The organism is Arthrobacter sp. JSM 101049 (assembly GCF_041679245.1).
Classification (GTDB): Bacteria; Actinomycetota; Actinomycetes; order Actinomycetales; family Micrococcaceae; genus Arthrobacter_H.
This window is the reverse complement of sequence record NZ_JBGFFC010000001.1, coordinates 1,034,120-1,060,617: the sequence shown is the minus strand read 5'-3', so window position 1 is coordinate 1,060,617 and position 26,498 is coordinate 1,034,120. Positions and strand designations below refer to the sequence as shown.

At 68.7% G+C, this 26,498-nt stretch carries 25 protein-coding genes; 17 read left to right on the top strand and 8 right to left on the bottom strand.

Going from position 1 to position 26,498, the window contains the following annotated elements:
* The first annotated feature begins 8 nt into the window (after positions 1–8).
* Positions 9–575: a DUF308 domain-containing protein gene (locus AB8M85_RS05000; RefSeq protein WP_372697644.1), complete on the top strand. Its 567-nt coding sequence runs from the start codon at positions 9–11 to the stop codon at positions 573–575.
* 36 nt (positions 576–611) lie between these two features.
* Positions 612–917: a hypothetical protein gene (locus AB8M85_RS04995; protein ID WP_372697643.1), complete on the top strand. Its 306-nt coding sequence runs from the start codon at positions 612–614 to the stop codon at positions 915–917.
* A gap of 9 nt (positions 918–926) precedes the next feature.
* Here the strand turns inward: AB8M85_RS04995 and AB8M85_RS04990 are convergent, their stop codons facing one another.
* Entirely contained in the window at positions 927–1,259 is a 333-nt protein-coding gene (locus tag AB8M85_RS04990) for a hypothetical protein (protein ID WP_372697642.1), read from the bottom strand.
* 53 nt (positions 1,260–1,312) lie between these two features.
* Complete coding sequence (locus AB8M85_RS04985) at positions 1,313–1,858, bottom strand: CGNR zinc finger domain-containing protein (RefSeq protein ID WP_372697641.1); 546 nt, start codon at positions 1,856–1,858, stop codon at positions 1,313–1,315.
* A gap of 122 nt (positions 1,859–1,980) precedes the next feature.
* Between AB8M85_RS04985 and AB8M85_RS04980 the strand changes: the two genes are divergently transcribed.
* The 4 genes from AB8M85_RS04980 to AB8M85_RS04965 all read left to right on the top strand — a co-directional run bounded on the left by AB8M85_RS04980 (position 1,981) and on the right by AB8M85_RS04965 (position 7,753).
* On the top strand, positions 1,981–2,925 hold the full coding sequence (locus AB8M85_RS04980) for a DMT family transporter (RefSeq protein ID WP_372697640.1): 945 nt from the start codon (positions 1,981–1,983) through the stop codon (positions 2,923–2,925).
* A 174-nt stretch (positions 2,926–3,099) separates the two neighbouring features.
* Positions 3,100–4,320, top strand: a complete 1,221-nt coding sequence (locus AB8M85_RS04975) for a glycine cleavage T C-terminal barrel domain-containing protein (RefSeq protein WP_372697639.1) — start codon at positions 3,100–3,102, stop codon at positions 4,318–4,320.
* Positions 4,321–4,347: 27 nt separating this feature from the next.
* Positions 4,348–6,936: an FAD-dependent oxidoreductase gene (locus tag AB8M85_RS04970; protein WP_372697638.1), complete on the top strand. Its 2,589-nt coding sequence runs from the start codon at positions 4,348–4,350 to the stop codon at positions 6,934–6,936.
* Between the two features lie 55 nt (positions 6,937–6,991).
* Positions 6,992–7,753, top strand: coding sequence for an IclR family transcriptional regulator (locus AB8M85_RS04965; protein WP_372697637.1), 762 nt, complete (start codon positions 6,992–6,994; stop codon positions 7,751–7,753).
* A 286-nt stretch (positions 7,754–8,039) separates the two neighbouring features.
* On the opposite strand, the gene AB8M85_RS04960 is transcribed toward AB8M85_RS04965, so the two are convergent.
* The 6 genes from AB8M85_RS04960 to AB8M85_RS04935 form a co-directional block, all read right to left on the bottom strand.
* Positions 8,040–8,774, bottom strand: a complete 735-nt coding sequence (locus tag AB8M85_RS04960) for a phosphotransferase (RefSeq protein WP_372697636.1) — start codon at positions 8,772–8,774, stop codon at positions 8,040–8,042.
* 140 nt (positions 8,775–8,914) lie between these two features.
* Complete coding sequence (locus tag AB8M85_RS04955; RefSeq protein WP_372697635.1) at positions 8,915–9,547, bottom strand: class I SAM-dependent methyltransferase; 633 nt, start codon at positions 9,545–9,547, stop codon at positions 8,915–8,917.
* A gap of 37 nt (positions 9,548–9,584) precedes the next feature.
* Complete coding sequence (locus tag AB8M85_RS04950) at positions 9,585–11,006, bottom strand: amino acid permease (protein ID WP_372697634.1); 1,422 nt, start codon at positions 11,004–11,006, stop codon at positions 9,585–9,587.
* Positions 11,007–11,052: 46 nt separating this feature from the next.
* A complete protein-coding gene (locus tag AB8M85_RS04945) occupies positions 11,053–13,341 on the bottom strand; it encodes a heavy metal translocating P-type ATPase (RefSeq protein WP_372697633.1) in 2,289 nt (762 codons plus the stop codon).
* A gap of 60 nt (positions 13,342–13,401) precedes the next feature.
* Complete coding sequence (locus AB8M85_RS04940; protein ID WP_372697632.1) at positions 13,402–13,626, bottom strand: heavy-metal-associated domain-containing protein; 225 nt, start codon at positions 13,624–13,626, stop codon at positions 13,402–13,404.
* Positions 13,627–13,666: 40 nt separating this feature from the next.
* Entirely contained in the window at positions 13,667–13,996 is a 330-nt protein-coding gene (locus tag AB8M85_RS04935) for a metal-sensitive transcriptional regulator (protein WP_372697631.1), read from the bottom strand.
* A gap of 167 nt (positions 13,997–14,163) precedes the next feature.
* On the opposite strand from AB8M85_RS04935, the gene AB8M85_RS04930 reads away from it, so the two are divergent.
* From AB8M85_RS04930 to ectB, 11 genes are all read left to right on the top strand, one after another.
* Positions 14,164–15,312 (top strand): lipid II:glycine glycyltransferase FemX, encoded by a 1,149-nt coding sequence (locus tag AB8M85_RS04930; protein ID WP_372697630.1) that lies wholly within the window; start codon positions 14,164–14,166, stop codon positions 15,310–15,312.
* Positions 15,313–15,382: 70 nt separating this feature from the next.
* Positions 15,383–15,550 (top strand): hypothetical protein, encoded by a 168-nt coding sequence (locus AB8M85_RS04925; protein WP_372697629.1) that lies wholly within the window; start codon positions 15,383–15,385, stop codon positions 15,548–15,550.
* A gap of 160 nt (positions 15,551–15,710) precedes the next feature.
* Positions 15,711–17,048 (top strand): GAF domain-containing protein, encoded by a 1,338-nt coding sequence (locus AB8M85_RS04920; protein WP_372697628.1) that lies wholly within the window; start codon positions 15,711–15,713, stop codon positions 17,046–17,048.
* Between the two features lie 131 nt (positions 17,049–17,179).
* A complete protein-coding gene (locus tag AB8M85_RS04915; RefSeq protein WP_372697627.1) occupies positions 17,180–18,703 on the top strand; it encodes an aldehyde dehydrogenase family protein in 1,524 nt (507 codons plus the stop codon).
* Positions 18,704–18,792: 89 nt separating this feature from the next.
* Positions 18,793–19,824 carry an alcohol dehydrogenase AdhP gene (gene adhP, locus AB8M85_RS04910; RefSeq protein ID WP_372697626.1) on the top strand — a complete coding sequence of 344 codons (1,032 nt, stop codon included), beginning with the start codon at positions 18,793–18,795 and terminating at the stop codon, positions 19,822–19,824.
* A gap of 92 nt (positions 19,825–19,916) precedes the next feature.
* Entirely contained in the window at positions 19,917–20,321 is a 405-nt protein-coding gene (locus AB8M85_RS04905; protein ID WP_372697625.1) for a DUF779 domain-containing protein, read from the top strand.
* A 261-nt stretch (positions 20,322–20,582) separates the two neighbouring features.
* Positions 20,583–21,518, top strand: coding sequence for an SGNH/GDSL hydrolase family protein (locus AB8M85_RS04900; RefSeq protein ID WP_372697624.1), 936 nt, complete (start codon positions 20,583–20,585; stop codon positions 21,516–21,518).
* Positions 21,519–21,648: 130 nt separating this feature from the next.
* Positions 21,649–23,109: an aldehyde dehydrogenase family protein gene (locus AB8M85_RS04895; RefSeq protein ID WP_372697623.1), complete on the top strand. Its 1,461-nt coding sequence runs from the start codon at positions 21,649–21,651 to the stop codon at positions 23,107–23,109.
* A gap of 85 nt (positions 23,110–23,194) precedes the next feature.
* Complete coding sequence (locus tag AB8M85_RS04890; RefSeq protein ID WP_372697622.1) at positions 23,195–24,403, top strand: hypothetical protein; 1,209 nt, start codon at positions 23,195–23,197, stop codon at positions 24,401–24,403.
* 241 nt (positions 24,404–24,644) lie between these two features.
* Complete coding sequence (gene ectA, locus AB8M85_RS04885; protein ID WP_372697621.1) at positions 24,645–25,121, top strand: diaminobutyrate acetyltransferase; 477 nt, start codon at positions 24,645–24,647, stop codon at positions 25,119–25,121.
* A gap of 92 nt (positions 25,122–25,213) precedes the next feature.
* Complete coding sequence (ectB, locus tag AB8M85_RS04880) at positions 25,214–26,482, top strand: diaminobutyrate--2-oxoglutarate transaminase (RefSeq protein ID WP_372697620.1); 1,269 nt, start codon at positions 25,214–25,216, stop codon at positions 26,480–26,482.
* The last annotated feature ends 16 nt before the right edge of the window (positions 26,483–26,498 follow it).

Sequence of the window (26,498 nt, the reverse complement as noted above, 5' to 3'; positions counted from 1 at the left end):
ATCGTAGGGTGCCTGCCGTAACCACCCCCCGTGAAGAAGCCGCCGCCGTCTGGAAGCCGGTGATGTTCCGTGCCGTCGTGGCCGCGGCGTTCGGCGCCCTCTCGGTGTTCTGGCAGCAGCCCAGCGAGTCGGTGGTCGCCTACGCGTTCGGCGCCTACCTGGTCCTGACCTCCAAGTCGGTCTGGGACTTCGCGGTGGCGCGGGTCGTGCCCGCGCCGGTCCGTGGCCTGCTGGGCGGGGCCGCCATTGCCTGGTCCTTCTGCGCGGTGTTCATGCTCATCTTCGCCACGACAACGGCCACCTCGATCGCCGGGGGCATCGGCCTGGCCGTCGCCGGCGTGCTCGAACTGGCCGTCTACCTCCGCCACCGCCGCGAGCTGGTCCCGGTCCGCGATTTCCTGCTCACCGGATCCATCTCGATGGCCACCGGCATCCTGTTGCTGGCCTGGCGGGGCCTGGACCATCACGGGGTCTTCGGCGTCGCCGGCGGCGGGGCGATCATCACCGCCGTATTCCTGCTCATCGCCGCCTTCGGCTACCGGCACGATGCCCGGGGCGAGGCCGCAGGGCGGTAGACTGGAGCCGTCCCAATTTCTTCAGGAGGCATCCCCGTGGGTTCCAACCCGTCCCAGCAGAAGCGCTCATGGCAGCAGAGCATCAAGGCGCCGTTGATCTTCTCCCTGGTCGCGGGCGTCGTGGCCGGCGTCGTCGCCTCGATCTCCGCCACCGGCGGCGGGGACAACCCGCTGCGCATAGACATCGGGCTCATCGCCTTTGGCGTGGCCTTCATCGCCAGCCTGCTGGTGATCTCCGTGCTGACCATGGCCGGCAAGGAGAATCCCCCCGCGCTCAGCGAGGGCTCGGGCGTGAACCGCTCGTCGGACAAGCCGACCGACAAGAAGCCCGGCCAGAAGTAGCGCGGGCGGTCAGCCGACCGTCTCGACGCCGTCCTTGCCGCCCCATTCCTCCAGGAACTGCTCGCGCGTCATCTCGCCCAGGTCGCGGCGGATGAGCGCGATCAGTCCTTCGGCCTCATCGATGTTGTTCCCCGTGATGCGCAGGATCTCGGCGTCGTTGTCGATGCGCCGGACCACGGCGGTTGCGCCCATGACGTCCGTCCCGTCACCGCCCAGGACGGCATCGGCCAGTCCCACGAACCAGCGCCCGGCCGCCTTGAGCGTTCCGTCCGAGGCATGCTCCAGGTCCACGTCGTAGTTCTCGGAGGCGTGGTGCTCCTGAGGTTGTTCAGAGGTGTTCACGGTCTCTTCCTTCCTGGGCGCCGGTGCCCGCGGGCATGCTGCATGGGACCAGTCTAGGGCCGGTTGGCCGCCCGGCGCTGGCGATAGGCGCGCACATGTTCCCGGTTGGCGCAGTTTCCCGTCTGGCAATACAGCTTCGACCGGTTGCGCGAGAGGTCCAGCACCGCTGCCTCGCAATCGCGGGCCGCGCAGATGCGCAGCCGCTCCAGTTCACCCGAACGCAGGACGTCGACGACCGCCATCGCCGCCTCCACGGCCATCCGTTCGGCCAGTGGGGCGGCAGGGCTGGTCGCATGCAGGTGGTAGTCCCAGTGGTCGTGCTTGACCAGCTGCGGCAGGGCGCGGGCATTGCGCAGGATGTTGTTCACCACCGCCACCGCCGCGTCCTCGTCGGCGGTCCACAGGTTCCGCATCATGCCGCGGACGTGCCTGACACTGCGCAACTCGGAGGCGTCGTGGGTGCGCGATCCGGTGAAGTTCTCCCGTTCCACGAAGACGTCCAGATCGGCAGTGGTCAGCAGCCCGTCGGCACCGTCGCGCAGTGTGTTGATGAGGTGGACGACGGTCTGTAACGACGTTTCGGTGTCAGGGGCAAACATGCTGGTGACTCCTTGTATCCCGCGCGTCTGCCGCGGAGTATGCTGTTGTCACGAGTGTACGCCATTTCACCCATGACACGGAGGCGTTCTCGCCATGACCTGCCCACGCCCCGAGGAGAACGATGTCCACGTCAGCAACGAGCCGTGCGGGCACCGCCGCCCACCCCGCCCTCGCGGGCGTCTGGATCGCTCTGTTCTCCTCCGCTGTCTTCGGCATCTCCGGCTCCTTCGCCACCTCGCTGCTCGAAGCAGGGTGGAGCAGCGGGGCCGCCGTTGCGGCCCGCATGGCCGGGGCCTTCCTGGTCCTGCTCGTGCCGACGGTCCTGGTGCTGCGTGGACGGTGGTCGTCGGTGGCCGCCAACTGGAAGCCGATCGTGCTTTTCGGCCTCTTCGGCGTCGGGGTCTGCCAGTTCGCGTACTTCCAGGCGGTGGCGCGCCTGGACGTGGGCGTGGCGCTGCTGCTCGAGTACATGGCCCCGGTGCTGATCGTGCTGTCCCTCTGGGTGCATACCCGCAGGGTCCCGCGCGGCCTCACGATCGCCGGGACGCTGGTCTCGCTCGCGGGCCTGGTGCTGGTGCTGGATCTGGCCGGAACTCAACGCGTCGACCCGATCGGCATCCTCTGGGGCCTGGGGGCAGCCGTCGGGCTGGCCGTCTACTTCTTCGTCACGGCCAAGGCCAACGAGACGCTGCCCCCGCTCGTCCTGGCCGCGGGCGGCCTGCTCGTCGGCGCGCTGTTGATGATCCTGCTCGGCGCGGTCCGGTTGCTGCCGTTCACCGCGACGTTCGGAACGGTGGGATTCGCCGGATTCGCGTCCCCATGGTGGGTTGCCCTCGGTGGCCTGGTCATCGTGGCCACCGTGCTTGCCTACGTCTCGGGCATCATGGCCGCCCGGGCGCTGGGTTCGAAGGTGGCCTCGTTCATCTCGTTGACCGAGGTGCTCTTCGCCGTCCTGTGGGCCTGGCTGTTGCTGGGCCAGATGCCCGCCCCGGTCCAGCTCGCCGGCGGCGTCGCCATCGTCTGCGGGGTACTCCTGGTGCGCGCAGACGAGCTGAAGTCGCCCTGACAGGCAAGTTCAGGGGCGGCATCTGGGCGTCCACTGGAGGCCACTCCGGAGCGGCCGTGACAACCCTTGACCCCACCCCGGGGGCGGTCCACACTGGTTGCACATGGCGCAGTGTTGCGCACCATGCGCAACGATTGGCACTCGGCCGGCGCCAGGATCAATCAGGGAGTGATCATGTCCGAGGCCATCGATACGGGCGCGTTCCAACAACCCGGCACCGGATCCAGCGCCAACCCGAACCCCGCGGTCACGCTCTACACGCGACTACGCAAGTCACCGTACTTCTGGAAGTCCCGCGAACACGGCGTCGCTGCCTACAGCGTCTACAACCACACGTACCACCCGCGCCACTACGGCGATCCGGTCTCCGAGTACTGGTCGTTGCTCAACGACGTCACCCTCTGGGACGTCGGCGTCGAACGGCAACTGGAAATCAGCGGCCCCGATGCCTTCGACTTCACCAACTACCTCATCCCACGCGACCTCGGCCGGTGTGCCGTCGGCCAGTGCAAGTACGTCTTCATCACGGCAGCCGATGGCGGCATCATCAACGACCCCATCCTGCTGCGGGTCGAGGAGAACCGCTTCTGGCTCTCCCTGGCCGACAGCGACGTCCACCTCTGGGCGATGGGCCTGGCCCATGCCGGCAACTGGGATGTGACGGTCAAGGAAGTCGACGTCGCGCCGATCCAGATCCAGGGCCCCAAGGCCAAGGGCCTGATGTCCGACCTCTTCGGCGAGGACATCCTCGAGCTGGGCTACTACTGGCTGCAACGGCGGACGCTTGGTGACCTCTCCGTCGTCGTCTCCCGTACCGGCTACACCGGGGAGACCGGCTACGAGATCTACCTGGAGAACGCCACCCGCGATGCCGGCAAGCTCTGGGACATGGTCTGGAAGGCCGGCCAGGCACATGACCTGCGCGTCATCGGCCCGTGCCACATCCGGCGCATCGAGGCCGGCATGCTGGCCTACGGCTGCGACATCACCCTGAACACCAACCCGCTCGAGGTCGGCTACGACTACAGGTGGATGGTCGACCTGGACCAGGAAGCCGACTTCGTGGGCAAGGAAGCCCTGGGACGCATCCGCGACGAGGGCATCAGCCGGCTCATGGTCGGGCTGGAGATCGACGGGCCGCCGCTGGGCAGCTACAACGACGGATCCATGATCGAGCCCTTCCCCGTCTCCGAGGCCGGCGGCGACGAGCTCGGCCAGGTCACCAGTGCCTGCTTCTCCCCGCGGCTGGAACGCAACATCGGGCTGGCCATGGTCCCCATCGGGCTGAGCGACGAGGGCACGACCGTCGCAGTCCACACACCCGAAGGCATTCGGCAGGGGACCGTGGTGCGCAAGCCGTTCATCGACCCGACCAAGGAGATGCCGAAGTCCTGACGCGCCATCCGAGACGGAGGAGGAGCCATGAGCCAGCCGACTGAAACCACGCCCCAGCCCACCGGTGTGCCGCAGCCGCCGGACGCAGGGAACCTGCCGGACCGGGCCGATGCCGTCGTCATCGGTGCCGGCATCGTGGGCAGTTCGCTGGTCAAGCACCTTGCCGCGGCCGGGTGGCGGAACCTGCTGTTGGTCGAGCAGGGCCCGCTACCCGACCCCGGTGGCTCCACCGGGCACGCCTCGAATTTCATCTTCCCGGTCGACCACCACCGCAACGTCACCGAACTGACCGTCGAGTCCATGCACCAGTTCAGCGACCTCGGGGTGCTGACCACCTGCGGGGGCATCGAGGTCGCCCGTGACGATGCCGGGCAGGACGAACTGCGGCGTCGTTTGTCCTCCGCGAAATCTTGGGGTGTCGACGCGGAACTCATCGACCCCGACCGGGTCGGGCAGCTGGTCCCGATGGTCGACACCTCGCTGATCACCGGCGGCTTTTACACCCCTTCGACTGCCGTGGTCGACCCGGTGGCCGCCGGGCAGCTGATGCGCCGGGCGGCGCTCGACGCCGGGGCGCTGACGATTGCGGAGAACACGGAGGTCACCGGGCTGCTCACCGAACCGTCCTCTTGGGGCGGGCCGGCACGGATCACCGGGGTGCGCACCACTGCCGGGGACGTCGCCACCGACACCGTGGTCATCGCCTGCGGGGTCTGGTCCCCGAAGATCGGGTCGATGGCCGGCGCCGGCATCCCGCTGACCCCCGCGGTGCACCAGATGATCAACCTCGGGCCCATCGCCGACTTCACGGCCAGCGGCGTGGAAATCGACACCCCGATCATCCGCGACATGACGGCCAAGATGTACGAACGCCAACGCTGGGGCGAGCTGCAGATCGGCTCCTACGCGCACCGGTCGATACTGCACGACGCCGAATCCCTGGCCCGCGTGGGCACCGTTCCCCTCTCGCCCACCCAGCTCCCGCTCAGTGAAGCCGACTTCGCCGGTCCGCTGGAGCACGCCCGGCAGCTGTTCCCGGTGCTGCGCGACCCATCGCTGCAACGCACCCTGGCCATCGACGGGCTGCTGTCCCTGACCCCGGATGGCGGGGCGTTGTTGGGACCCACCCCGGAGGTCGACGGTCTCTGGTCGGCATCCGCCGTGTGGATCCGTGAGGCCCCGGCCGTGGGGAGGTACCTGGCCCAGTGGATGACCGAGGGCTCCGCCGAGGTCGACCTGCACGCCGACGACATCGCCAGGTTCCACCCCTCCCAGCGCACCCGCTCGTTCGTGCGCGCCCGCGCCACCGAGGCCTTCCCCAAGACCTACGGGATCGTGCACCCGCGCGAACAATACGCCAGCGCGCGGAGCCTGCGGCGCTCGCCGATCCATCCACGGCATCTGGAGAACGGTGCGGAATTCTTCGAAGCCGCCGGATGGGAGCGGCCGCAGTGGTTTGCCTCCAACGCCGACCTGCTCGAGGAATTTGGCGAGGCAGTGCCCCGGCGCGGGCACGAATGGGACGCCAGGTGGCACTCGCCGATCAGCGTTGCCGAGCACCTGTGCCTGCGCGAACGCGGGGCCATGATCGACCTGTCGGCATTCGCCCAATTCGACGTCGCCGGGCACGGGGCCATGGACTTCCTGCAATCACTGGCGATGGCCCAGGTTGACCGACCCGTTGGCCGGATCATCTACACCCCGCTGCTGGACCCTCGCGGCGGCTTCCGCTCCGACCTCACCCTGGTGCGGCTGGGCATCGGGCACTACCGCGTCATCACCGGTGCCGGCGACGCGGGACGGGACTTCGCGTGGCTACGTCAACACCTGCCCGCGGACCGCTCGGTCCACCTGGCCGACCTGACCTCGGCAACGGCGACCGTCGGACTCTGGGGCCCGCGGGCGCGTGAGGTGTTGGCGGCGGTGAGTGCCGATGACGTCTCCGACGCGGCCTTCGGCTTCGGCACGGCGCGGGACATCACCGTCGGCGACATCCCGGTCCTGGCGCTGCGCATCTCCTACGTGGGCGAGCTGGGGTGGGAACTGCACACCAGCGTCGACCAGGGGCTGCGGCTCTGGGATGCGCTCGCCGAGGCCGGACGACCCCTGGGCATCCGGCCGGCGGGGATCGGTGTCTACGGGACCAGCGCCCGGCTGGAGAAGGGGTACCGGTTGATGGGGGCCGAACTCTCCGCCGACTACAACCCGGTCGAGGCCGGCCTGGCACTGCCGCGGGTCAAGGATGCGGAATTCATCGGAAAGGACTCCTACCTGCGGGCACGGGAGGGCGAACCCGCAGCGGTGCTGTGCACCCTGGGCCTGGACGCCCAGCCACCGGAGGCCGGCACGCCACGCTTCCCCACCGGCAACCAACCCATCCTGGACTCCGCGGGGAACGCCATCACCGATGCCTGCGGGCGACGCTCCTATGTCACCAGTGCAGGTGACGGCCCGTCGGCCGGCAGCTACCTGCTGATGGCGTACCTGCCGCCGGAGCACGCGAAGGAAGGCAAACACCTGCACGTCGAGTACTTCGCCCGCCGGTATCCGGTCACCGTCCTCAGCGCGGGCCGCACTCCGGTGTTCGACCCGGAGAACCTCAGGATGAAGGGCTGAGCCATGCCCCGGCACGTGGCCAAACCGTACGATTCCTGCTGGTAGCGTGAGCGCCATGACGGCACAGAGCGAACGCGTGGCCAAGGGCGGGATCCAGTCGGTGGATCGTGCCGCCGTCGTGCTGGAATACCTGGCCCGTGAAGGGGCCAGCACCGTCAGTTCGGTCGGCCAGGAACTGGACGTCCACAAGTCGACGGCCTTCCGCATCCTCAACACGTTGCTGGACCACGGGCTGGTGGAGCAGCGTTCCGACAGTGCGGAGTACCAGCTGGGGGAGGGCCTGGTCCGGTTGGCCCAAGCCGTTCCCGCGACCCACAGTTTCAGCCCGCGCGTTCACGAGGCCTGCGTCTGGCTGGCCGGGCAATGCGGGGAAACCGTGACCCTGAACGTGACCGAAGGCGGGGAGTCGGTCACGATCGACCAGATCCTCCCCGGATCGTCGGTGGTCAGCCGCAGCTGGCTGGGCCGGCGGACCCCGCTGCACTGCACGTCACCGGGCAAGGTGTCGCTGGCCCTGCAGGACGACGCCGCCCGGGGGCAATTGCTCAAAGGACGGTTGAAGCGGTATACCCCGGCCACCATCACCGATCGCCAGGCGCTGGCCCGGGAACTGGACGCCACCGCCGAGCGTGGCTATGCGCTCGCCCTGGAGGAGTTTGAGGAGGGGCTGACCTCGGCTGCAGCCCCTGTTTTCGGGGCCGACGGCTCGATGATCGCGCAGATCGGCGTGGCCGGACCGTCCTACCGGCTGGGCGACGAAGCGCTGGCCAGCACCGTGGTTCTGGTGCAGGAAGCCGGGCGCCGGGCGTCCGCCTAGCGGAATGCCAGGGGGATGGCTTGCCGACAGATCTCCGGAAGTCGAAGCTAACCCAGATCAGCCATCGGTTTCCAACCCATCCACCGATGCCCACCTGACGTGGTGGCGTCCGCGCGCGGTCTCTGCAGGGCGACGCCGATTGCAATCACCAGGACGGAAGGGCCGGGGACGACCTCGAAATCCCTGGCCAGTAACAGGCCCGAGGTCAGGACGTGAAGCCCGGTTTCCTCGGGAACCCCGCGGCACGACGGTGCGGATTTCGGAGATGTCGGTGGCCTGAAAGTCCTCACGACGCCGCATGCGCCGATCGGAATCCGCGCCGGGTGGCGAAGTTGTTGAGCGCGTGGTTGCGCAACCCCTCGTCGCCAGCCAAGTCTGCGGCGACTGCCACCTGAAGCGGAAGAGCGCGCTTAATCGCGGCAGCGCGCTGCAGCAATTCTTGGGAAAAATCCTGCTTCAGGTCGCCGGTGGAATATGACCCCAGCAAGGGGGCGACGTCAAGGGCTTCATCCCCCAGACAGAGGTTGTCGGGGTCGATCAGACCGATCCCGGTGTCACTGATGAGGATGTTGTGTGGCCCGAAGTCCCCGTGGCAAAGCTTCATCTCGTCGTTTTCCATGCTGAACATCATGGCGACCGTGTCACGTGCGGAAGCCCTGACCGGTGGAGCGATATCCTCCATGAGCTGCTCCAGCAGGTCTGCAAAGTCGCGACCGCCACACCACTGCCGTGACTCCGGAATGCCAGTGTCCAGGTGGGCCTCCACGGATCGGAGCGAGTCCAGCAGGGGGAGGATGATGTGGCGGTCACTGGCCCACGAGGTTGGAACCAGGGGTGTGCCCGGTAACCGTGTTGTCCCGAAAGCTGACCATTCGGCGGCGTGGAAACCATCTGCGATGACCCGGGGCGTGGAGCCCCTCAGATCGAATTCCGAAAATTTCTGCATCACGGCGACCTCGGCGTATATGGCGAGACGACGGTTTCGACCATGCCTGACCCGGTAGACGGCATCCTCGAGCATGACGGCAGTGTGGAAGGCGCCGTGCCGAATTTCGGTGTTGCTCCAGTCATGCCGAGGCCAGACTTCCTCCAGCTCATCAAGGAGAGACGGCGTGAGGTCCGATTGTGTGTGACTCATGACCCGATTTCGCTTCACCTTATTCACCGGCTGAGAACGAATATGCCGTCCGGAGCATTGATCGGCTCCGGGGTTCCCGCCGCAGCGAAGACGCTGACGGACCACGGTGAATCGGATGCGTAAGCGCCGAGATGCCAGTCTGCATACCGGTGTTCCAAGGTCAGCCCGGTCATTTCCGCCGCAGCGTCCTGGTCGGCCGGGCCGCCCGGGATTCCCGTCGTCGTTCCGGTCACGAGCAAGCCGCCCGGGACCAGGATGCCTTCAATACAGGCAAACACCGCCGGCAGCTCGTCCGCAGGGACGAAGGACGGGACATTGCCGGACAAGAGGACGACGTCGTAGGAAGGAGGAAGGCCGCTGCCTGCCAGCTGCTCTGGTGTGGCTTGCGTGGCGGAGAGGGGCCGAAACCACTCGGGGTCGTGAAGTTCCCGGGCAACCCGGAGGACCGTCTCCGTGGGGTCGATCCCGTAGGCGTCGTGGCCACGTTTCCGCAAACCCCTGACCGTTGCGCCGATGCCGCATCCGATATCCAGGATGCGCGCCCCGCGAGCACTGAGCATGTCAATGAAGCGCACGTCGACTTCCAGGTCCGTTCCGGACTCGACGTGTTTCCTCATTTTGGCTGCGTAGCGACCGTAGTTCCGTTGTTCGCTCATGCATCGAGTCTTGCAGGTGGGACCCCGGGGTGCGGAGTTATCGGGCGTCCGCGTCCGCGTCGGTGCCCGCGCCGTCAAGTTCCGCCCGCCGTCGGCCGTCTCCCCTGACCCAGAGCCGATAGGCGATCACCAGCAGGACGATCCACGCGGCTCCGACATATAGCGCTGTCCGGGTGTCCTCGAAGAAGCCCAGCACCACCAGGACCAGCACCATGAAGGCCAGCGCCGCATGGCTGGCGACCGGCCACCCGGGCACCGGGAAGGCCGAAGGGGCCGCGCCCTCACGTGCGAGTTCACGTTTCATGGCGATGTGCGCCAACAGGATCATGATCCAGACCCAGACAGTGGCGAAGCTGGCGATCGAGGCGATCACCAGGAAGATCCTCTCCGGGATGACGGCGTTGAGGACCACGCCAACGAGCAGCGTGCAACCCATGATGGCAGCCGTCAGCAGCGGGACTCCATTGGCGGAGACCTGGGCGAAGGCCCGCGGGGCCTGCCCCTGGTGGGCCAGGCCGAAGAGCATCCGCCCGGCACTGAAGATGTCCGAATTGATGGCGGAGACCGCGGCGGTGATGACCACTGCATTGAGGATCGAGGGTGCTGCCGGGATGCCGAGTTGGGCGAAGATCGTCACGAACGGGCTGCCCTCGGAACCGATCTTGTCCCAGGGAAACAGGGACATGATCACGGCCAGGGTCCCCACGTAAAACAGCAGGATGCGCAGCGGGACCGTGTTGATCGCCTTCGGGATGCTGCGTCCGGGGTCGCTGGCCTCGCCGGCGGTGATGCCAATGGTCTCGATGCCGCCGAAGGCAAAGACGACGACGGCGAGGGAGGCGATGATCCCGCCCACGCCATGGGGCATGAACCCGCCGTGCTGGATGAGGTTCTGCGGTCCCACTGCCGTTTCGGCCTGCAGGTGGAACCCGAAGACCATCAGGGTGATGCCCCCGCAGATCATCGCGAGGATGGCCACGACCTTGATGAGGGAGAGCCAGAATTCCAGTTCGCCGAAGACCTTCACGCGCATCGTGTTCAGACCGGCGATGACGAAGATGATCGCCAGGACCCAGATCCAGCGGGGGACGTCGGGGAACCAGAACCCCAGGTAGACGCCGAACGCTGTCACATCGGCCAGGGCCACGATCGCCATCTCGAACGCAAAGGTCCAGCCGGTGATGAAACCGGCCAGTGGACCCAGATACCGGCTGGCGTACTGGCCGAAGGATCCGGGGACGGGGTGGCGTACCGCCATTTCGCCCAGGGAGCGCATCACCACGAAGACTGCCGCGCCGGCAACGACGTACGCCAGCAGGACGGCTGGCCCCGCCTCCTGGATGGCCTCCGCCGACCCGTAGAACAGGCCGGTCCCGATCGCCGATCCCAGGGCGATGAAGTGGATGTGTCGGGCGCTCAGGCCGCGGGTGAGGCCGCGGGAGGCCGGTGGGTTGGTCATGACGGCCTCAAGAATACTGCGTTTCGTGCCGTGCCCGGGCGTCTGGCTACTTCCCGAAGCCGCGCAGGCGCAGGCTGTTCAGCACCACCAGCACCGAGCTGGCGGCCATGGCTGCGCCGGCGATCATGGGGTTGAGCAGCCCGAACGCGGCGACCGGGATCCCGATGGTGTTGTAGAGGAACGCCCAGAACAGGTTCGTCTTGATCGTGCCCAACGTCTTGCGGGAGAGCTCGATCGCCTGTGGGATCTGGGCCAGGTCGTTGCCCATGACCGTGATGTCCGCCGCGGCGATCGCCACGTCGGTGCCCGAACCCATGGCCAGCCCCAGGTCGGCCTGGGCCAGGGCGGGGGCGTCGTTGACGCCGTCGCCGACCATCGCCACCACGGCGCCGGCGGCCTGCAGCTCGGCGACCTTGTCGACCTTCCCGGACGGCAGGACCCCGGCGAACACGTCCTCCGGCGCGATCCCGACCTCGGCGGCCACCAGCCGGGCGACGTCGGCGTTGTCCCCGGTCAGCAGCACCGGGCGCAGCCCGAGCGAACGCAGCCGGGCGATGGCCTCCGGCGAGCTGGCCCGGATGGTGTCGCGCAGCCCGATGACGCCCACAGTGGCGCCGTCGACGGCGACGAGCACCGCCGTCGTGCCTTGTTCTTGGGCCGTGCGGAGGGCCGTGAGCGTGGCCTCATCGGGGTCGACGCCGTTTTCCCGCAGCCAGGCGGGTTGCCCGGCGAGGACGACGGCGGTTCCCACCGTGGCGCGCACGCCACCCCCGGGGGAGGAGGTGAAGCCGGAGACCGTAGTCGCCGCTGCGCCGGGACGTTCGGCCGCGGCGGCGGCGATGGCGTGGGCGATGGGGTGTTCGGATCCGGATTCGGCGGCTCCGGCCAGGGCCAGGAGGTCGTCCTCGCCGAGGCTGGACGTGGCGATGACGTCGGTGACCGCGAGCCGGCCCTCGGTGACGGTTCCCGTCTTGTCCAGCAGGACGGTGTCGACCCGGCGGGTGTCCTCGAGGACCTCGGGGCCCCGGATGAGGATGCCCAGTTGGGCGCCGCGGCCGGTGCCCACGAGCAGGCCGATGGGGGTGGCCAGGCCCAGGGCGCAGGGGCAGGCGATGACCAGCACCGAGACGGCGGCGGTGAAGGCGGATTGCACGTCGCCGGTGAACACCAGCCAGGCGATGAACGTGGCCAGGGCGATCGCCAGCACGATCGGCACGAACACCGCGGAGATCCTGTCCGCGAGCCGGGCGATCGGTGCCTTGCCGGTCTGGGCGTCGGAGACCATGCGGCCCATCTGGGCCAGGGTGGTGTCCGCGCCGACGCGGGTGGCGCGGATGAGCAGGCGGCCCGAGGTGTTGATGGTGGCACCGGTGACGGTGTCGTCCACCCCGACCTCGGTGGGTGCGGATTCGCCGGTGATCAGGGAGGTGTCGATGGCGGAGGCGCCCTCGAGGATGTAGCCGTCGGTGGCGATCTTCTCCCCGGGACGCACCACGATCTCATCTCCCGGCACCAGCTCGGCGGCCGGGACGCGGACCTCCACGCCGTCGCGCAGCACGTTCGCCTCCTTGGCCCCCAGGCTGAGCAGGGTCTTCAGCGCGTCACCGGCCGAGGACTTGGCGCGGGCCTCCAGCCAGCGGCCGAGCAGCAGGAAGGTGGCCACGACGCCCGCTGTCTCGAAGTAGAGCTGGTGGTGGGACATGTCCATCGCCGACCCGTGGGCGGTCAGGGCCGGGTCGATGACCAGCTGCCAGAGGGAGAAGAGGTACGCGGCCAGCACGCCGATCGAGACCAGGGTGTCCATGGTGGAGGAGAGGTGCCGGGCGTTCACTGCCGCCGCGCGGTGGAACGGCCAAGCCGACCACCAGGTCACCGGGGTGGCCAGGGCCAGGGCGACCCAGCCCCAGTGCGGGAACTGCAGTGCGGGGACCATGGAGATGAGGAACAGCGGGAGGGTGAAGATCGCGCCGACGATGAGGCGGGGGCGCAGCTCATCCGCCGTACCGCCGTGGTTCAGGTGGTCGCCGTGGTCCCCGGGGTGCCGGTCTCCGTCGTGGTCACCTCGCGGGCCGTGCGCGGAGCCCGCGTGGGGGTCGGCCTTCACCCGGGCGCCATAGCCGGCGGCCTGGATGGTCTCCAGCAGGTCGGTGTCCGAAACCCCTGCTGGGGCCGTCACCCGCGCCGATTCCAGCGGTAGGTTGACGTTGGCCTGCACGCCCTCGATCTTGCCGAGCTTGCGCTCGATCCGCCCGACGCACGAGGCGCAACTCATCCCCTGGATGTCCAGGTCGATGACCCGGGCTCCGTCGGTGGTGAGGGCTTCGTGCTCTTCCATGGGGTGCTGCTCCTTCGGCAAGGGCGGGGAAGTGGGGGATCCTGCGGTGTCAGGCATGGGTCAGGCGTTGTTGCCGACCACCGTGTAACCGGCCTCGGCGACGGCCTCGGACAGGGTGGCCTCGCTGATCGGTCCCGCGGATTCGACGGTCGCCGTCGAGATGCCTCCGGCGTTGAGGTCGACGTCGACCTTCGAGACGCCGTCGATGCCCGTGATCTCCTCGGTGACGGAGGCGACGCAGTGTCCGCAGGTCATGCCGTCGATGCTGATGGTGGTGGTGTTCATGTTGATGCTCCCTCGGGTGTTGGTGGTCGGGGTGGGCAGGTCAGCGCAGCAGGCGGCCGATGGCGGCGGATGCCTCGCGGACCTTGTCGTTGACGATCTCCGGGTTGCCGGTTGCCAGTGAATCCTGGGCGGCGCCGACCACGCAGTGGCCGATGTGCTCCTCGACTAGGCCGAGGCTCACCTTGTGCAGGGCGGCGTTGACCGCTGAGATCTGCGTGAGGATGTCGATGCAGTACTTCTCCTCGTCGACCATGCGCGCGATGCCGCGGACCTGCCCCTCGATGCGGCCGAGCCGCTTGAGCAGGGCCGTCTTATCGGCGGTGTAGCCGTGTTCGCGGTGTTCGTCGGTGGTGGTCGTCGCGCTGTCCATGCCCTCAACGTATACCCCAGTGGGGTATCTCGTCAAGTACCCCACGGGGGTATTAAGGCGGGATGGTGACGGCGGTGCCGGGCCGCCGTCGTGCCCCGGGTCACCCCTGGGCCGGGCCGCAGTGTCGGACGGCCGGAGCCCCGGGGCGCGTTGCTATGCTGGCTGGCGTGACATCCACCCAGCTTTCGGTCCGCCAGATCCCCGCCGACGACCACTTGGCCCACCTGGCCTCCCATCCCGAGGCCAGCTTCATGCAGTTGCCGGCCTGGGCGCGCGTGAAGGGCGAATGGCGTGCGGAATACCTCGGCTGGTTCGACCCCACCGGCATCCTGAGGGCCTCCGTGCAGGTTCTGCACCGCCCCGTCCCGAAGCTCAAGTACACGTTGGCCTACCTGCCCGAGGGGCCGGTCGCCGACTGGAACGAACTGGAGCCGGGCGACGTCACCGCCCCGATGCTGGCCCACTTCAAGGCCAGCAAGGTCTTCCTGGCCCGCATGGGCCTGCCCGCCGTGGAGCGCAGCTGGGCCGCCGGAGTGGTGCGCAAGGCACTGTCCGCCGGTGGGCATGCGCTGATGACCGAACTCGACACGCTGCACACCGATACCCGCGCCGTGGCGCTCGCCGATGCCCTGCGCGCCGAGGGATGGACCAAGCAGGAGGTCAGCGAGGACTTCAACGCCGGCCAGCCCGAATTCCAGGCACGCATCCCGCTGGCCGGAGCCGACGGCGAAGCGCTCGACGTCGACGGCGTGCTGGCACAGATGAACCAGAACGCACGGCGAGAGACCCGCAAGGCGGCCTCCGGCCCGCTGGAGGTCCAGGCCGGCAGCGTCGAGGACATCGAACGCTTCCACGCCCTGTACCGGGAAACCGCAGAGCGCGACGGGTTCACCGGGCGGCCCACCAGCTACTTCACCACCATGTTCAATGCCCTGAACGAGCACGCACCCGGCACCTGCACCCTCTACTTCGCGGTGCATGAAGGCCGCGACCTGGCCTCCGCCATCCGCGTCTCCAGCGGCCAGGGCGCCTGGTACGTCTACGGCGCCTCCTCGGCGTCCGAGCGCAAGCTCTTCGCCCCCAAGGCGCTGATCCACCGGATGATCATCGACTCGCTGGCCGACGGCTGCGCGTTCCTGGACCACGGCGGCGTCTCCGCCACGCTGGACAAGGAACACCACCTGGCAGGGCTCACCCTGTTCAAGACGACCCTGGGCTGCAACGTCGTGCAGACGTTGGGGGAGTGGGACAAACCCCTGAACAAGCCCATGACCGCGGCCTTCAACCTCTATATGCGGGCCCGCAACCGCCACTGAACCGGAGGGTACCGCCGCCCGGGCTTCGGACATAGAGTGGCACCATAGGCACCGACACCGGGAGGCAGCCATGGGCGACTATCGCGCATACACCGACGAGGAAAAGGCCAGCTACGTGGCCCCCGCGTGCAATTCGTGCGGCCAGCACCGCCACATCGTATGGGAGGACAAGGGCACCGGGGCGGCCCATTGGGTTCCCCGTGACGCCGGCTGCTCCAACGAGGCCTGCACCGCCTGAACGGCTGGCCGGCCTGTCCACGGCAGCCGCCGGGGCTTCCACCTCCGGCACCCTGCCCCTTACACTGTGCCGTAGGCCACAGGGGTTGTTTCGATTCCCCGTGGTCGCGATGCGCCAGGATCCTCCTGTGCGGCAACCGGCGCCTGGATGGTGGTAACTCATGGCCTTGACGTCTCCGGCTTCGCCGGTGCTGCAGCAGCAAGCCGAGCGCGCCCATGCCCGTCTGGCCTCCGGCGGGCCGGCCCTGTCCGGTTGGGACGACCCCGGGTTCCCGAAACTGCGGCCCGTGGTCCACGACTCCTGGGTGCGTTCGCTCGGCTTCCACCGCGATCCCGCGCGCGCCCGGGCCCTCAGTGGCCTGAGCGACCCCCAACTCGACGAATTCCGCCGCACGCACCCCCTGGCCTCCGTGATGCCGGTGTTCGACCGGCTCCTGGTCCAGCCGGCACGCGACACGGGCATCCTCGTGGCCGTCGGGGACGACGCGGGTCGTCTGCTCTGGGTGGAGGGTGACCCCACGGCCCGCCGTGCCGCCGAGCTGATGTCCTTCGTGCCGGGGGCCGACTGGTCCGAACGGGCCGTCGGGACCTCGGCGCCCGGCACGGCACTGGCGACCGGATCCGGGGTGCAGGTCAGCGGTGCGGAGCACTTCAGCCCCGAAGCCCACCGCTGGAGCTGCTCGGCGGTCCCCATCCACTGCCCGCTGACGGGCCGTTTGCTCGGCGTGGTGGATCTGACGGGCAACGACGACGCCGTGGCCGGCCACTCGCTCGCCCTCCTGCAGGCAGCGGTCGCCGCTGCCGAGTCGCAATTGCGCCTGGATGCCCTCGACCTGGCCGCCCGCGGGGCCTCCTCGGGGACCCCCGGGCGTGCCACGTCGGTGATGCCGGCCGCCCCCGTTGCGGGGCCCGCACGGCTGCGGGTCCTCGGATACGACGATCCCGTGCTCGAACGCGGTCCGGCGCGCCGGGTCCTGGGGGGACGGCACATCGAGATCCTGACCTTGCTGGCCTGGCACCACGGCGGCCTGGATGCCGCCGAACTCGCCGGGCTGCTCTTCGGCGACACCAACCAGCAGGTCAGCGCCCGGGCGGAGATGGTCCGCCTGCGCAAGGCCCTGGGGCAGGAGGCGTCGGCCATCGGCCTCGATTCGCGCCCCTACCGTGTCGCGCCCACGGTGGGTACCGATGCGCGGGACGTCCTGCGCCATCTGGCCGCGGGGCGCCACCGGCAGGCGCTGGACACCTACGGCGGCCCGGTCCTGCCCCGGTCCGACGCGCCGGGCATCGCGGACATCCGGGTCGAGGTCTCCGGTGCCCTGCGCGAGGCCATGCTCAACGACGCCGACCCCGGGATGCTGCTGGAATACCTGGACTTGCCGGAGGCCGCCGATGACGTCGACGGACTGAGGACAGCGCTCCAGATCCTGCCGCCGCGCTCACCCGGCCGCTCCGTCGTCGTCTCCCGGCTCCAGCGCCTGGAAGCGGAGCTCGCCTAGCCTCCCGGCGGACATGCAACGTTGGTGCAACCCCTGCTGGCATAGCGTGATCCACATCACGCGGAACCAGCCGATGCGTCCACGGGCCCTGCGGCCCGCGGCCGCTCCGGGCCACCAACAAAGGAGTTGTCATGACCGTCTACGCCGCCCCCGGAACCGATGGCGCACTACTGGACTTCAAGCCCCGCTACGACCACTACATCGGCGGTGAATGGAAGTCACCCGTGAAGGGCGGGTACTTCGAGAACATCACCCCCGTCACCGGGCAGGTGTTCTGCGAGGTCGGCCGCGGGACGGCGGAGGACATCGAGGCGGCCATCGACGCCGCCGAGGGCGCTGCCCCCGCCTGGGGCCGCACCTCCCCGGCCGAACGGGCACTGGTGTTGAACCGGATCGCCGACCGCATCGAGGAGAACCTCGAGAAGCTGGCTGTCGCGGAGACCTGGGACAACGGCAAGGCGGTGCGCGAGACGCTGAACGCCGACCTCCCGTTGGCCGTGGACCACTTCCGCTATTACGCCGGGGCCATCCGCGCCCAGGAGGGCCGGCTCTCGCAACTGGACGAGAACACCACCGCCTACCATTTCCACGAGCCGCTCGGTGTGGTCGGACAGATCATCCCGTGGAACTTCCCCATCCTCATGGCCGTGTGGAAGCTCGCCCCGGCACTCGCCGCGGGCAACGCCGTCGTGCTCAAGCCCGCCGAGCAGACGCCCGTGTCCATTCTGGTCCTGATGGAGATCATCGGCGACCTGCTGCCCCCGGGCGTGCTGAACGTCGTCAACGGGTTCGGCCTGGAGGCCGGCAAGCCGCTGGCCTCGAACAAGCGCATCCGCAAGATCGCGTTCACCGGCGAGACCACCACGGGACGGCTGATCTCCCAGTACGCCTCGCAGAACCTCATCCCGGTCACCCTGGAACTGGGCGGGAAGAGCCCGAACATCTTCTTCGAGGACATCGCCGCCGAAAACGACGCGTTCTACGACAAGGCGCAGGAGGGCTTCACCATGTTCGCGCTGAACCAGGGTGAGGTCTGCACCTGCCCGTCGCGCGCCCTGGTGCAGGAGTCGATCTACGACAGGTTCCTCGCCGACGTCACAGCACGCACCCAGGCGATCAAGCAGGGCAACCCGCTGGACACCGACACCATGATGGGCGCCCAGGCGTCCAACGACCAGCTGGAGAAGATCCTCTCCTACATGGACATCGGCCAGCAGGAGGGCGCCAAGATCCTCACCGGTGGCGCCCGCGCCGACCTCAGCGGGGACCTCTCCGGCGGCTACTACGTCCAGCCGACGATCTTCGAGGGCGACAACTCGATGCGCATCTTCCAGGAGGAGATCTTCGGGCCGGTGGTCTCCGTGGCCCGTTTCAGCGGCTACGACGACGCGCTGAAGATCGCCAACGACACCCTCTACGGCCTCGGTGCCGGCGTCTGGTCCCGCGACGGGTCCACCGCCTACCGTGCCGGCCGCGAGATCCAGGCAGGACGTGTCTGGGTGAACAACTACCACGCCTACCCCGCCCATGCGGCGTTCGGCGGGTACAAGTCCTCGGGCATCGGGCGGGAAAACCACCTGATGATGCTGGACCACTACCAGCAGACCAAGAACCTGCTGGTCTCCTACAACCCCAACAAGCAGGGCTTCTTCTAAACCGCGCATTTCCCCACCCGGAGGCCGTCGGCGTGCGCCGGCAGCGTAGCTGGAGCGCGCCCGAGGCCCCTCAACGACAGGAAATACCCATGAGCACCATGAAAGCAGCCATCGTCCGCGAGTTCGGCCAGGACCTGGACGTCGACAGCACCGAGATCCCCGAGCCCGGCCCCGGCCAGGCGCTGGTGAAACTGGTCGCCTCCGGCGTCTGCCATACCGACCTGCACGCCGCCGGCGGCGACTGGCCGGTCAAGCCCAACCTTCCCCTCATCCCCGGTCACGAGGGCGTCGGCTACGTCGAAAAGATCGGGGAGGGCGTGACCGAGGTCAAGGTCGGCGACCTGGTCGGCAACGCCTGGCTCGCCAGCGCCTGCGGAAGCTGCGAGTTCTGCGGCACCGGCTGGGAGACGCTCTGCGAGTCCCAGGCCAACGGCGGGTACTCCATGAACGGATCCTTTGGCGAGTACATGCTGGTGGACGCCAAGTTCGCCGCGCACATCCCCGAGGGCGCAGACCCGTACGAGATCGCCCCCGTGCTCTGTGCCGGCGTCACCGTCTACAAGGGGCTCAAGCGCACGGAGGTCAAGCCCGGCCAATGGGTGGTCATCTCCGGCATCGGCGGACTGGGCCACATCGCCGTGCAGTACGCCGTCGCCATGGGCATGCGGGTCGCCGCGGTCGACGTCGCCGAGGAGAAGCTGGCCCTGGCCCGCAGCCACGGCGCCGAGGTCACCGTGAACGCCTTCGCCGCGGATCCCGCCGAGGCCATCCAGGAGGCCACCGGGGGAGCCCACGGCGTGCTGGTGACGGCTGTCCACCCTGCGGCGTTCGGCCAGGCGATCGGCATGACCCGCCGCGGCGGGACGATCGTCTTCAACGGGCTGCCCCCGGGCGAGTTCCCGGCGCCGATCTTCGACATCGTGCTCAAGGGCCTGACCATCCGCGGGTCGATCGTGGGCACGCGCCAGGACATGATCGAGGCCCTGGAGTTCTACGCGGCGGGCAAGATCAAGCCCACGTTCCACACGCGGCCACTGGAAGACGTGAACGCGGTCTTCGACGAGATGCGCCACGCGAAGATCGATGGCCGCGTCGTCATCGACTACGTCGGCGCGGCCTAACCGGCAACCAGCGGCATCCGGGCCCCGGTCCTGCAGCGCCCCCGCGGCGCTGCAGGACCGGGGCTTCGGACCCAGCAGAAAGGGAAACGACCATGGACACGGTGCTCGACGCCCGCCCCACCATCGAGGGGGAGGACTTCACCCGGGTGCGCCTGAGCGCCGACGCCCAGGCGTTGCTGCGCACCTTGTGGGCCCGCCACGGCCCGCTGATGTTCCACCAATCCGGAGGCTGTTGCGACGGTTCCTCGCCCATGTGCTTCCCCGACGGCGACTTCATCACGGCCGAGGCGGACATCCGGCTGGGCGTCTTCGACCTCACGGACGACGACGGTGCACCCCTGGGCGAGCTCGACTTCTGGATGTCGCGGGAACAGTTCGAGTACTGGAAGCACACCCGGCTGACCGTCGACGTGGTCAGCGGCCGCGGTTCCGGATTCTCCGTCGAGGCACCGGAGGGCAAGCGCTTCCTGATCCGCAGCGAGCTCATCGGGGCCTGAACCCGGGGCCCGCCGTCGGGGATGACAAACCTTCCTTCCTCCGCGGTCCCGTCCTACGATGACATCACGCGCGTGCCCCGTGTTCCGGGGCGCCTGGCCTGTTGCGCCGACCCCGCGAGGCATCCGGGTCGACGGCCGGTGGTTTCCCCTGGGGGCGGATCCACGCGGGACCCCTGGGGGTCCCGCCTGTCGCCGCCCGACCTCTCGGGACCGCCTCTCCGCGCAGGTTTGGGCGGAGGGGACAGGAGAAGGACCCTCATCATGCACCGCACCCAGCTACAACGACTCCGCACCCTGCTCTACTCCACCGCAGCCGCCCTGGCCCTCGTCGCCACCGGCGTCGGACCCGCAACCGCCGCCCTCACGCCGACCGCCGGCGTCCCGGCCACCCACGCCACCGCCTCCCACGGGTCTTCCTTCCACGGGACCGCCGGAAAGCGCCACCACCACCCTCCGCAACGCATCGACTACGTCAACCTGGGTGACTCCTACTCGGCGGGCTTCGGCTCCGGGAACATCGTCGCCGGCCCCTTCCCGGGCTGCCTGCAGGGTGACGGGCCCACGCATGTGACCCGGTTGGCGGCCCGGCCGGGTGTCCGCCTGATCGCCAATGCCGCCTGTGCCGGGGCCACCCCGTCCGACGTGGCCACCGTTGCCGCGGGCCTGAAGCCACAACTCGCGGCAGCCGAGCTGGTGACGCTGACGCTGGGCGGGAACGATCTGGACTTCCGCGGGATCGCGACCGCCTGCAGCACGCAGGGGACCGCACAGGCCTGCGCCCTGGCCACGACGACGGCACGAAGGGCCATGCCGGGAATCACCTCCGACGTGCGCTCCACGTTGCGGAAAATCGACAGGTCCACCCGCGCGCGCATCCTCGTGCTGGGATACCCGCGGCTGTTCTCCCCGCAGTTCGGTGACAATGCAGTCATCACCGCCGGCAACGCCCGGGCGCTGAACCGGCTCGCGGACCAGCTCAATCGCGCGGTCCGTGCCGGAACCCGGGGCCATGCCAGCTTCGTCCCGGTCACCAGCGCGTTCACGTGGCACGGCATCGGCTCCCCGGTGTCCTGGATCCACCTCAACCCGCTGAACCCGGCTGACCCGGTGAATCTGCACCCGACGACCGCCGGATACCTGTACGGCTACTACCCGGCGGTGCTGCGCAAGGCCCAGCTGCATCGGCTGGCCCGGTGAATCCACGGCCCGGAGCCCGGCTCCGGGCCGGCCCCCTCGGGCGGCCCCCTGTCCCTTCGTGCTGGAACATGGGCACAATGGGCGCAGGGGCCCCGCGGCTTCCCGATCCTCCGACCGAAAGGCTGACACCGTGACCTTCCTTGGCGATTCACTCTGGGACGCGAAAATCTACTCCAGCGGCTGGAAGGCAGGGCGAGGCGGCACGTCGGCCGCAGTGGAACCGGCCACCGGTGACACGCTGGCCAGCTACGGCGTGGCCTCCCGCGAGGACGTCCTGGACGCTTCCCGGGCCGCCGCCGCAGCGCAAAAGGAGTGGGCGGCCCGCAAACCGGAGGAACGCGCCGCCGTCCTGCGCCGGGCCGGTGCCCTCTGGGAAGAGCACGCCGCGGAGCTGGACGAGTGGATCGTGAGGGAATCCGGCGGCATCCCCGCCAAGGCCGGCCTGGAAACCCATACCGCGGCCAACGAATGCCATGAGGCCGCGGCGCTGCCCGGACTGCCCGCCGGTGAGGTGCTGACCACCAACGAGGACCGCTGGTCCTTCGCCCGCCGCCGTCCCGCCGGGGTCGTCTCGGTCATTTCCCCGTTCAACTTCCCCCTCATCCTGGGGATCCGCGCCGTCGCACCGGCCCTGGCATTGGGCAATGCCGTGCTGCTGAAGCCGGACCCGCGCACCACCGTCTGCGCCGGGGTGTCCATCATGCGCGTCTTCGAGGAAGCCGGGCTGCCAGCGGGCCTGCTCTCGCTGCTGCCCGGTGGCGCCGACGTCGGCGCTGCCCTCGTCGAGGCCCCGGAGGTGCGCGTCATCGCATTCACGGGCTCCACGGCAGCGGGCCGGAAGATCGGCGAATCGGCGGCCCGGCTGCTCAAGCGGGCGCACTTGGAACTGGGCGGGAACTCCGCGATGATCGTGCTGCCCGGAGCGGACCTGGCCAAGGCGGCCTCCGCAGCGGCGTTCGGATCCTTCATGCACCAGGGCCAGATCTGCATGGCCACCGGGCGGCACCTGGTGCACGAGGACCTCTACGAGGACTACGTCGCCGCCTTGGCCGACAAGGCCAGGAACCTTCCCATGGGCGATCCGAAATCAGGCACGGTGGCCATTGGCCCCATCATCGACGAAGGCCAGCTGCAGCGGATCGACGGTCTCGTCCAGTCCGCGGTCTCCGCCGGTGCCCGGCTGGCGGCCGGGGGATCGGTGCGCGATGGCCTGTTCTACCACCCCACCGTGCTGGCCGACCTGGACGACGGGCACGACGCGTGGAGCCAGGAGATCTTCGGCCCGGTGGCCCCCGTGCGCAGCTTCTCCACCCTCGACGAGGCGGTGAAGATGGCCAACGACTCCAGCTACGGGCTCTCGGTCTCGATCCTCGGTGACGTCGGGGAGGCCATGAAGCTGGCCGACCGGCTGGAATCGGGCAAGGTCCACATCAACGAGCAGACCGTCTCGGACGAGGCGAACTCGCCCTTCGGGGGAGTCAAGGACTCGGGCAACGGCGGGCGGATCGGCGGTGCCGCGGCCAACATGGAGGCCTTCACCGAAGTGCAGTGGCTGACGATGCGCCCGGAGATCGCCCCCTATCCCTTCTGACCCCTCGCCCCCGTGGCGCGTGGCACCTCATGGCAGAATCGAGGTGCCAGCCACCCGCGCCAAGGTGCCCGTCAGGAGGCGAGAGATGCAGGACCAGGCAACGCCCCCCGTCGCCCGGCGACAGCTGGACATCGAGTCGCGCTCCATCTGGGCCGGCGTCGCGGCGGCGGTCGTCGCCGTCGCCGTCGGGCTCATAGCCTTCCGCGGATACCGCCCGCCCCTGGCCGGCGACGGCTCGGTGGCGATCTATGCCGCCGTCGTGGCCGGGACCATGGCCGGGGCGGCCTTCGTCGCCGGCTACGTCCAGAACGTGCGCACCGTCCACCTGTGGCTCGGCGCCCGTCCGGTGGTCCGCCAGATCGTCGACGTTGCCGCGCTACTGGTCGTCCACGCGTCCATCGCCACCATGTCCGCGCTGGTGCTCTTCCGGCTCTTCCAGCAGGCGTTCTCCGGGCTGACGGTTGATCCCGTGGCGGGAACCGTGATGCTGGCCGTCTCGGCGGGCATCGCCGGCTACTTCGGCTACACCTCGGGAGCCCGGATCACGGCCGTGGCCCTGTCGGTCATGCTGGCCATCTTCATGTCCTCCGGGATGCTCGTGAGCATGCTCTACGCGGAGAACCCGCTGTGGTGGCACTCGATGTTCAGCGAGCTGGGGACCGGGCAGGCCGGGCTGACCTCCTTCTGGACGTTCAACACGACGATCACCACCTCCGGGATCATCATGACCACCCTCTCGGCGTTCATCACCCGCGACCTCAAGCGGTGGGCCGAGGTGCTCGCGGGACGCCGGCACGACGCCGGTGCCTCCCGCCGCTGGCACCGCGCCCTGCGCGCGGACCGGCTCCTGCGTCCCCGTCCCGCCGTGGTGCGGGCCTGCCTGGTCGCCGGAGGGGCCTGCATGGTGGGGATCGGCCTGTTCCCGGTCAATACATTCGAACGGGTGCATACATCGTTCGTGCAGGTCCTGGCGGTCGTCCTGGTCGTGCTGCTGGCCGGTGTGCCGCTCTGGCTTCCGGGCTTCCCGAAGGCCTTCTACCTGCTCACCTATATTTCGGTGGCCGCCCTCGTCGCCGCCGCCCTGTTGTGGCGTCCGGTGCAGTACTACAACCTCACCGCACTCGAGCTCGCAGCGGCGGGAATCGTGTTCGCCTGGCTCGTCGTCTTCATCCGCAATACGACCGCCGTGGTGGCCTCCGCAGGTGTCGAACCAGCCGTTCCGGGGCTGGGGACAGGCGTCCCGGCGGGGGAAAAACCCGCAGGAGAAGCCCCGGGTAATATAACGAACCGGTAACGATAGACAGACGGGGAAATCACCCGGGGCCACTCCTCGGCATCCCTTGGCATCTTTGGGATCCCTCCGATTGGGGGCACGGCGGCGAAAGTCTCCTCCCGGGGGGTTTCCGTGTCAAATCACCGCCCCTCGGGTTGATCGAAAATCTCATCACGTTACGTTGGAGGGGATGGAAAATGAACTCGTAAACACCACGTCCGAGGCTACATTTCGCCACCCAGTTACCGACGATGGAGCCGCCATGTGGACCATGGCGAAGGATTCCGAGGTGCTGGATCTCAACTCGTCCTACTCCTACCTGCTCTGGTGCCGCGACTTCGCGCAGAGCTCGCTCATGGCCGAGGTCGATGGGCAGTCGGCCGGGTACGTCACCGGCTACATGCGCCCCGATGAACCCGGCACGCTGATGATCTGGCAGGTCGCCGTCGGCGCCAACTACCAGAAGCGCGGGCTCGCAGCCGCCATGCTCGATGAGCTCGCCATCCGCACCAATGCCGATCGCCTGGAGACCACGATCACCGCCGACAACGGCGCGTCCAACCACCTCTTCCAGCGCTTTGCCGAGCGCCACGAGGCCGAGTGCGACCGCGAGCCGCTGTTCACCACCGCCATGTACCCGGACGGCCACGACACCGAGTACCTCTACCGGATCGCCCCGCTGGGCCTGGATGCGGACCTGCGTTCGCTGAACCTGGCGGCCAGCAACTCCAAGGGCTAGTCCCCCTACCCACGACTTTTTTCGACGCCGGGGCGCCACGTGGTGCCCGCGCCGTATCCACGCCTGTCATCGCACCTACGAAGGGAATGACTATGACTGACATCTTTGAAACGCTCGAATCCGAGGTCCGCGGCTACAGCCGCAGCTGGCCCGCCGTCTTCACCCACGCCTCCGGAGCCATCCAGACCGCCGAGGACGGCACGGAGTACATCGACTTCTTCGCCGGAGCCGGAGCGCTGAACTACGGCCACAACAACCCGGCCCTGACCGCCCCGCTGGTGGACTACCTGGCCAGCGGCGCCGTCGTTCACTCGCTGGACATGATGACCCCGGCCAAGCGGGAATTCCTGGAGACCTTCCAGGAACTGATCCTCAAGCCCCGGAACCTGGACTTCAAGGTCATGTTCCCCGGCCCTACCGGCACCAACACGGTCGAGGCCGCGCTGAAACTGGCCCGCAAGGTCACGGGACGCCAGAACATCATCTCGTTCACCAATGCCTTCCACGGCATGACCCTGGGCTCGCTCTCGGTGACCGGCAACGCCATGAAGCGCCACGGTGCGGGCGTCCCGCTGGGCAACACCTCCAAGATGCCCTACGACGACTACCTGGAGGGTGCCGGCTCCGACCTGGCCTTCCTGGAGCGCTCCCTGGAGGACACCAGCTCGGGCATCGACAAGCCCGCCGCCGTCATCGTCGAAACGGTGCAGGGCGAAGGCGGCCTGCGCGCCGCCCGTGCCGAATGGCTGCGCAACCTCTCGGCGCTGCTCAAGCGCCACGACGTCCTGCTGATCGTCGACGACGTCCAGGCCGGCTGTGGACGCACGGGCACGTTCTTCAGCTTCGAGGAGTCCGGGATCGAGCCGGACATCGTGTGCGTGTCCAAGTCGATCTCCGGCTACGGCCTGCCGATGGCTCTGACCCTGTTCCGCCGCGAACTGGATGTGTGGGGCCCGGGCGAGCACAACGGCACGTTCCGCGGCCACAACCCGGCCTTCGTCACCGGGACGGCAGCGTTGAAGAAGTACTGGGCCACCGACGACTTCCAGAATGAGCTGGCCGGCACCATCGCTGCCCTGCACCAGGGCCTGGACGGGATCGCCGGCCTGGTCGACGGCGCCGCTATCCGCGGTCGCGGGATGCTGGCCGGCGTGGTCTTCCCCGACAAGGACACCGCCTCCAAGGTGGCCGCCGAGGCCTTCGCCCACGGTGTGCTCGTCGAGACCTCCGGCTCGGAGGACGAGGTCCTGAAGGTCATGCCGCCGCTGACCATCACCGACGACGAGCTGCAGCGCGGCCTCGCCGTCATCACCGACGCTGTGCGCACCGTCACCGGCAAGCCCGCCCTGGCCTCCGCCTAGGCCACCCGCCCCCAGA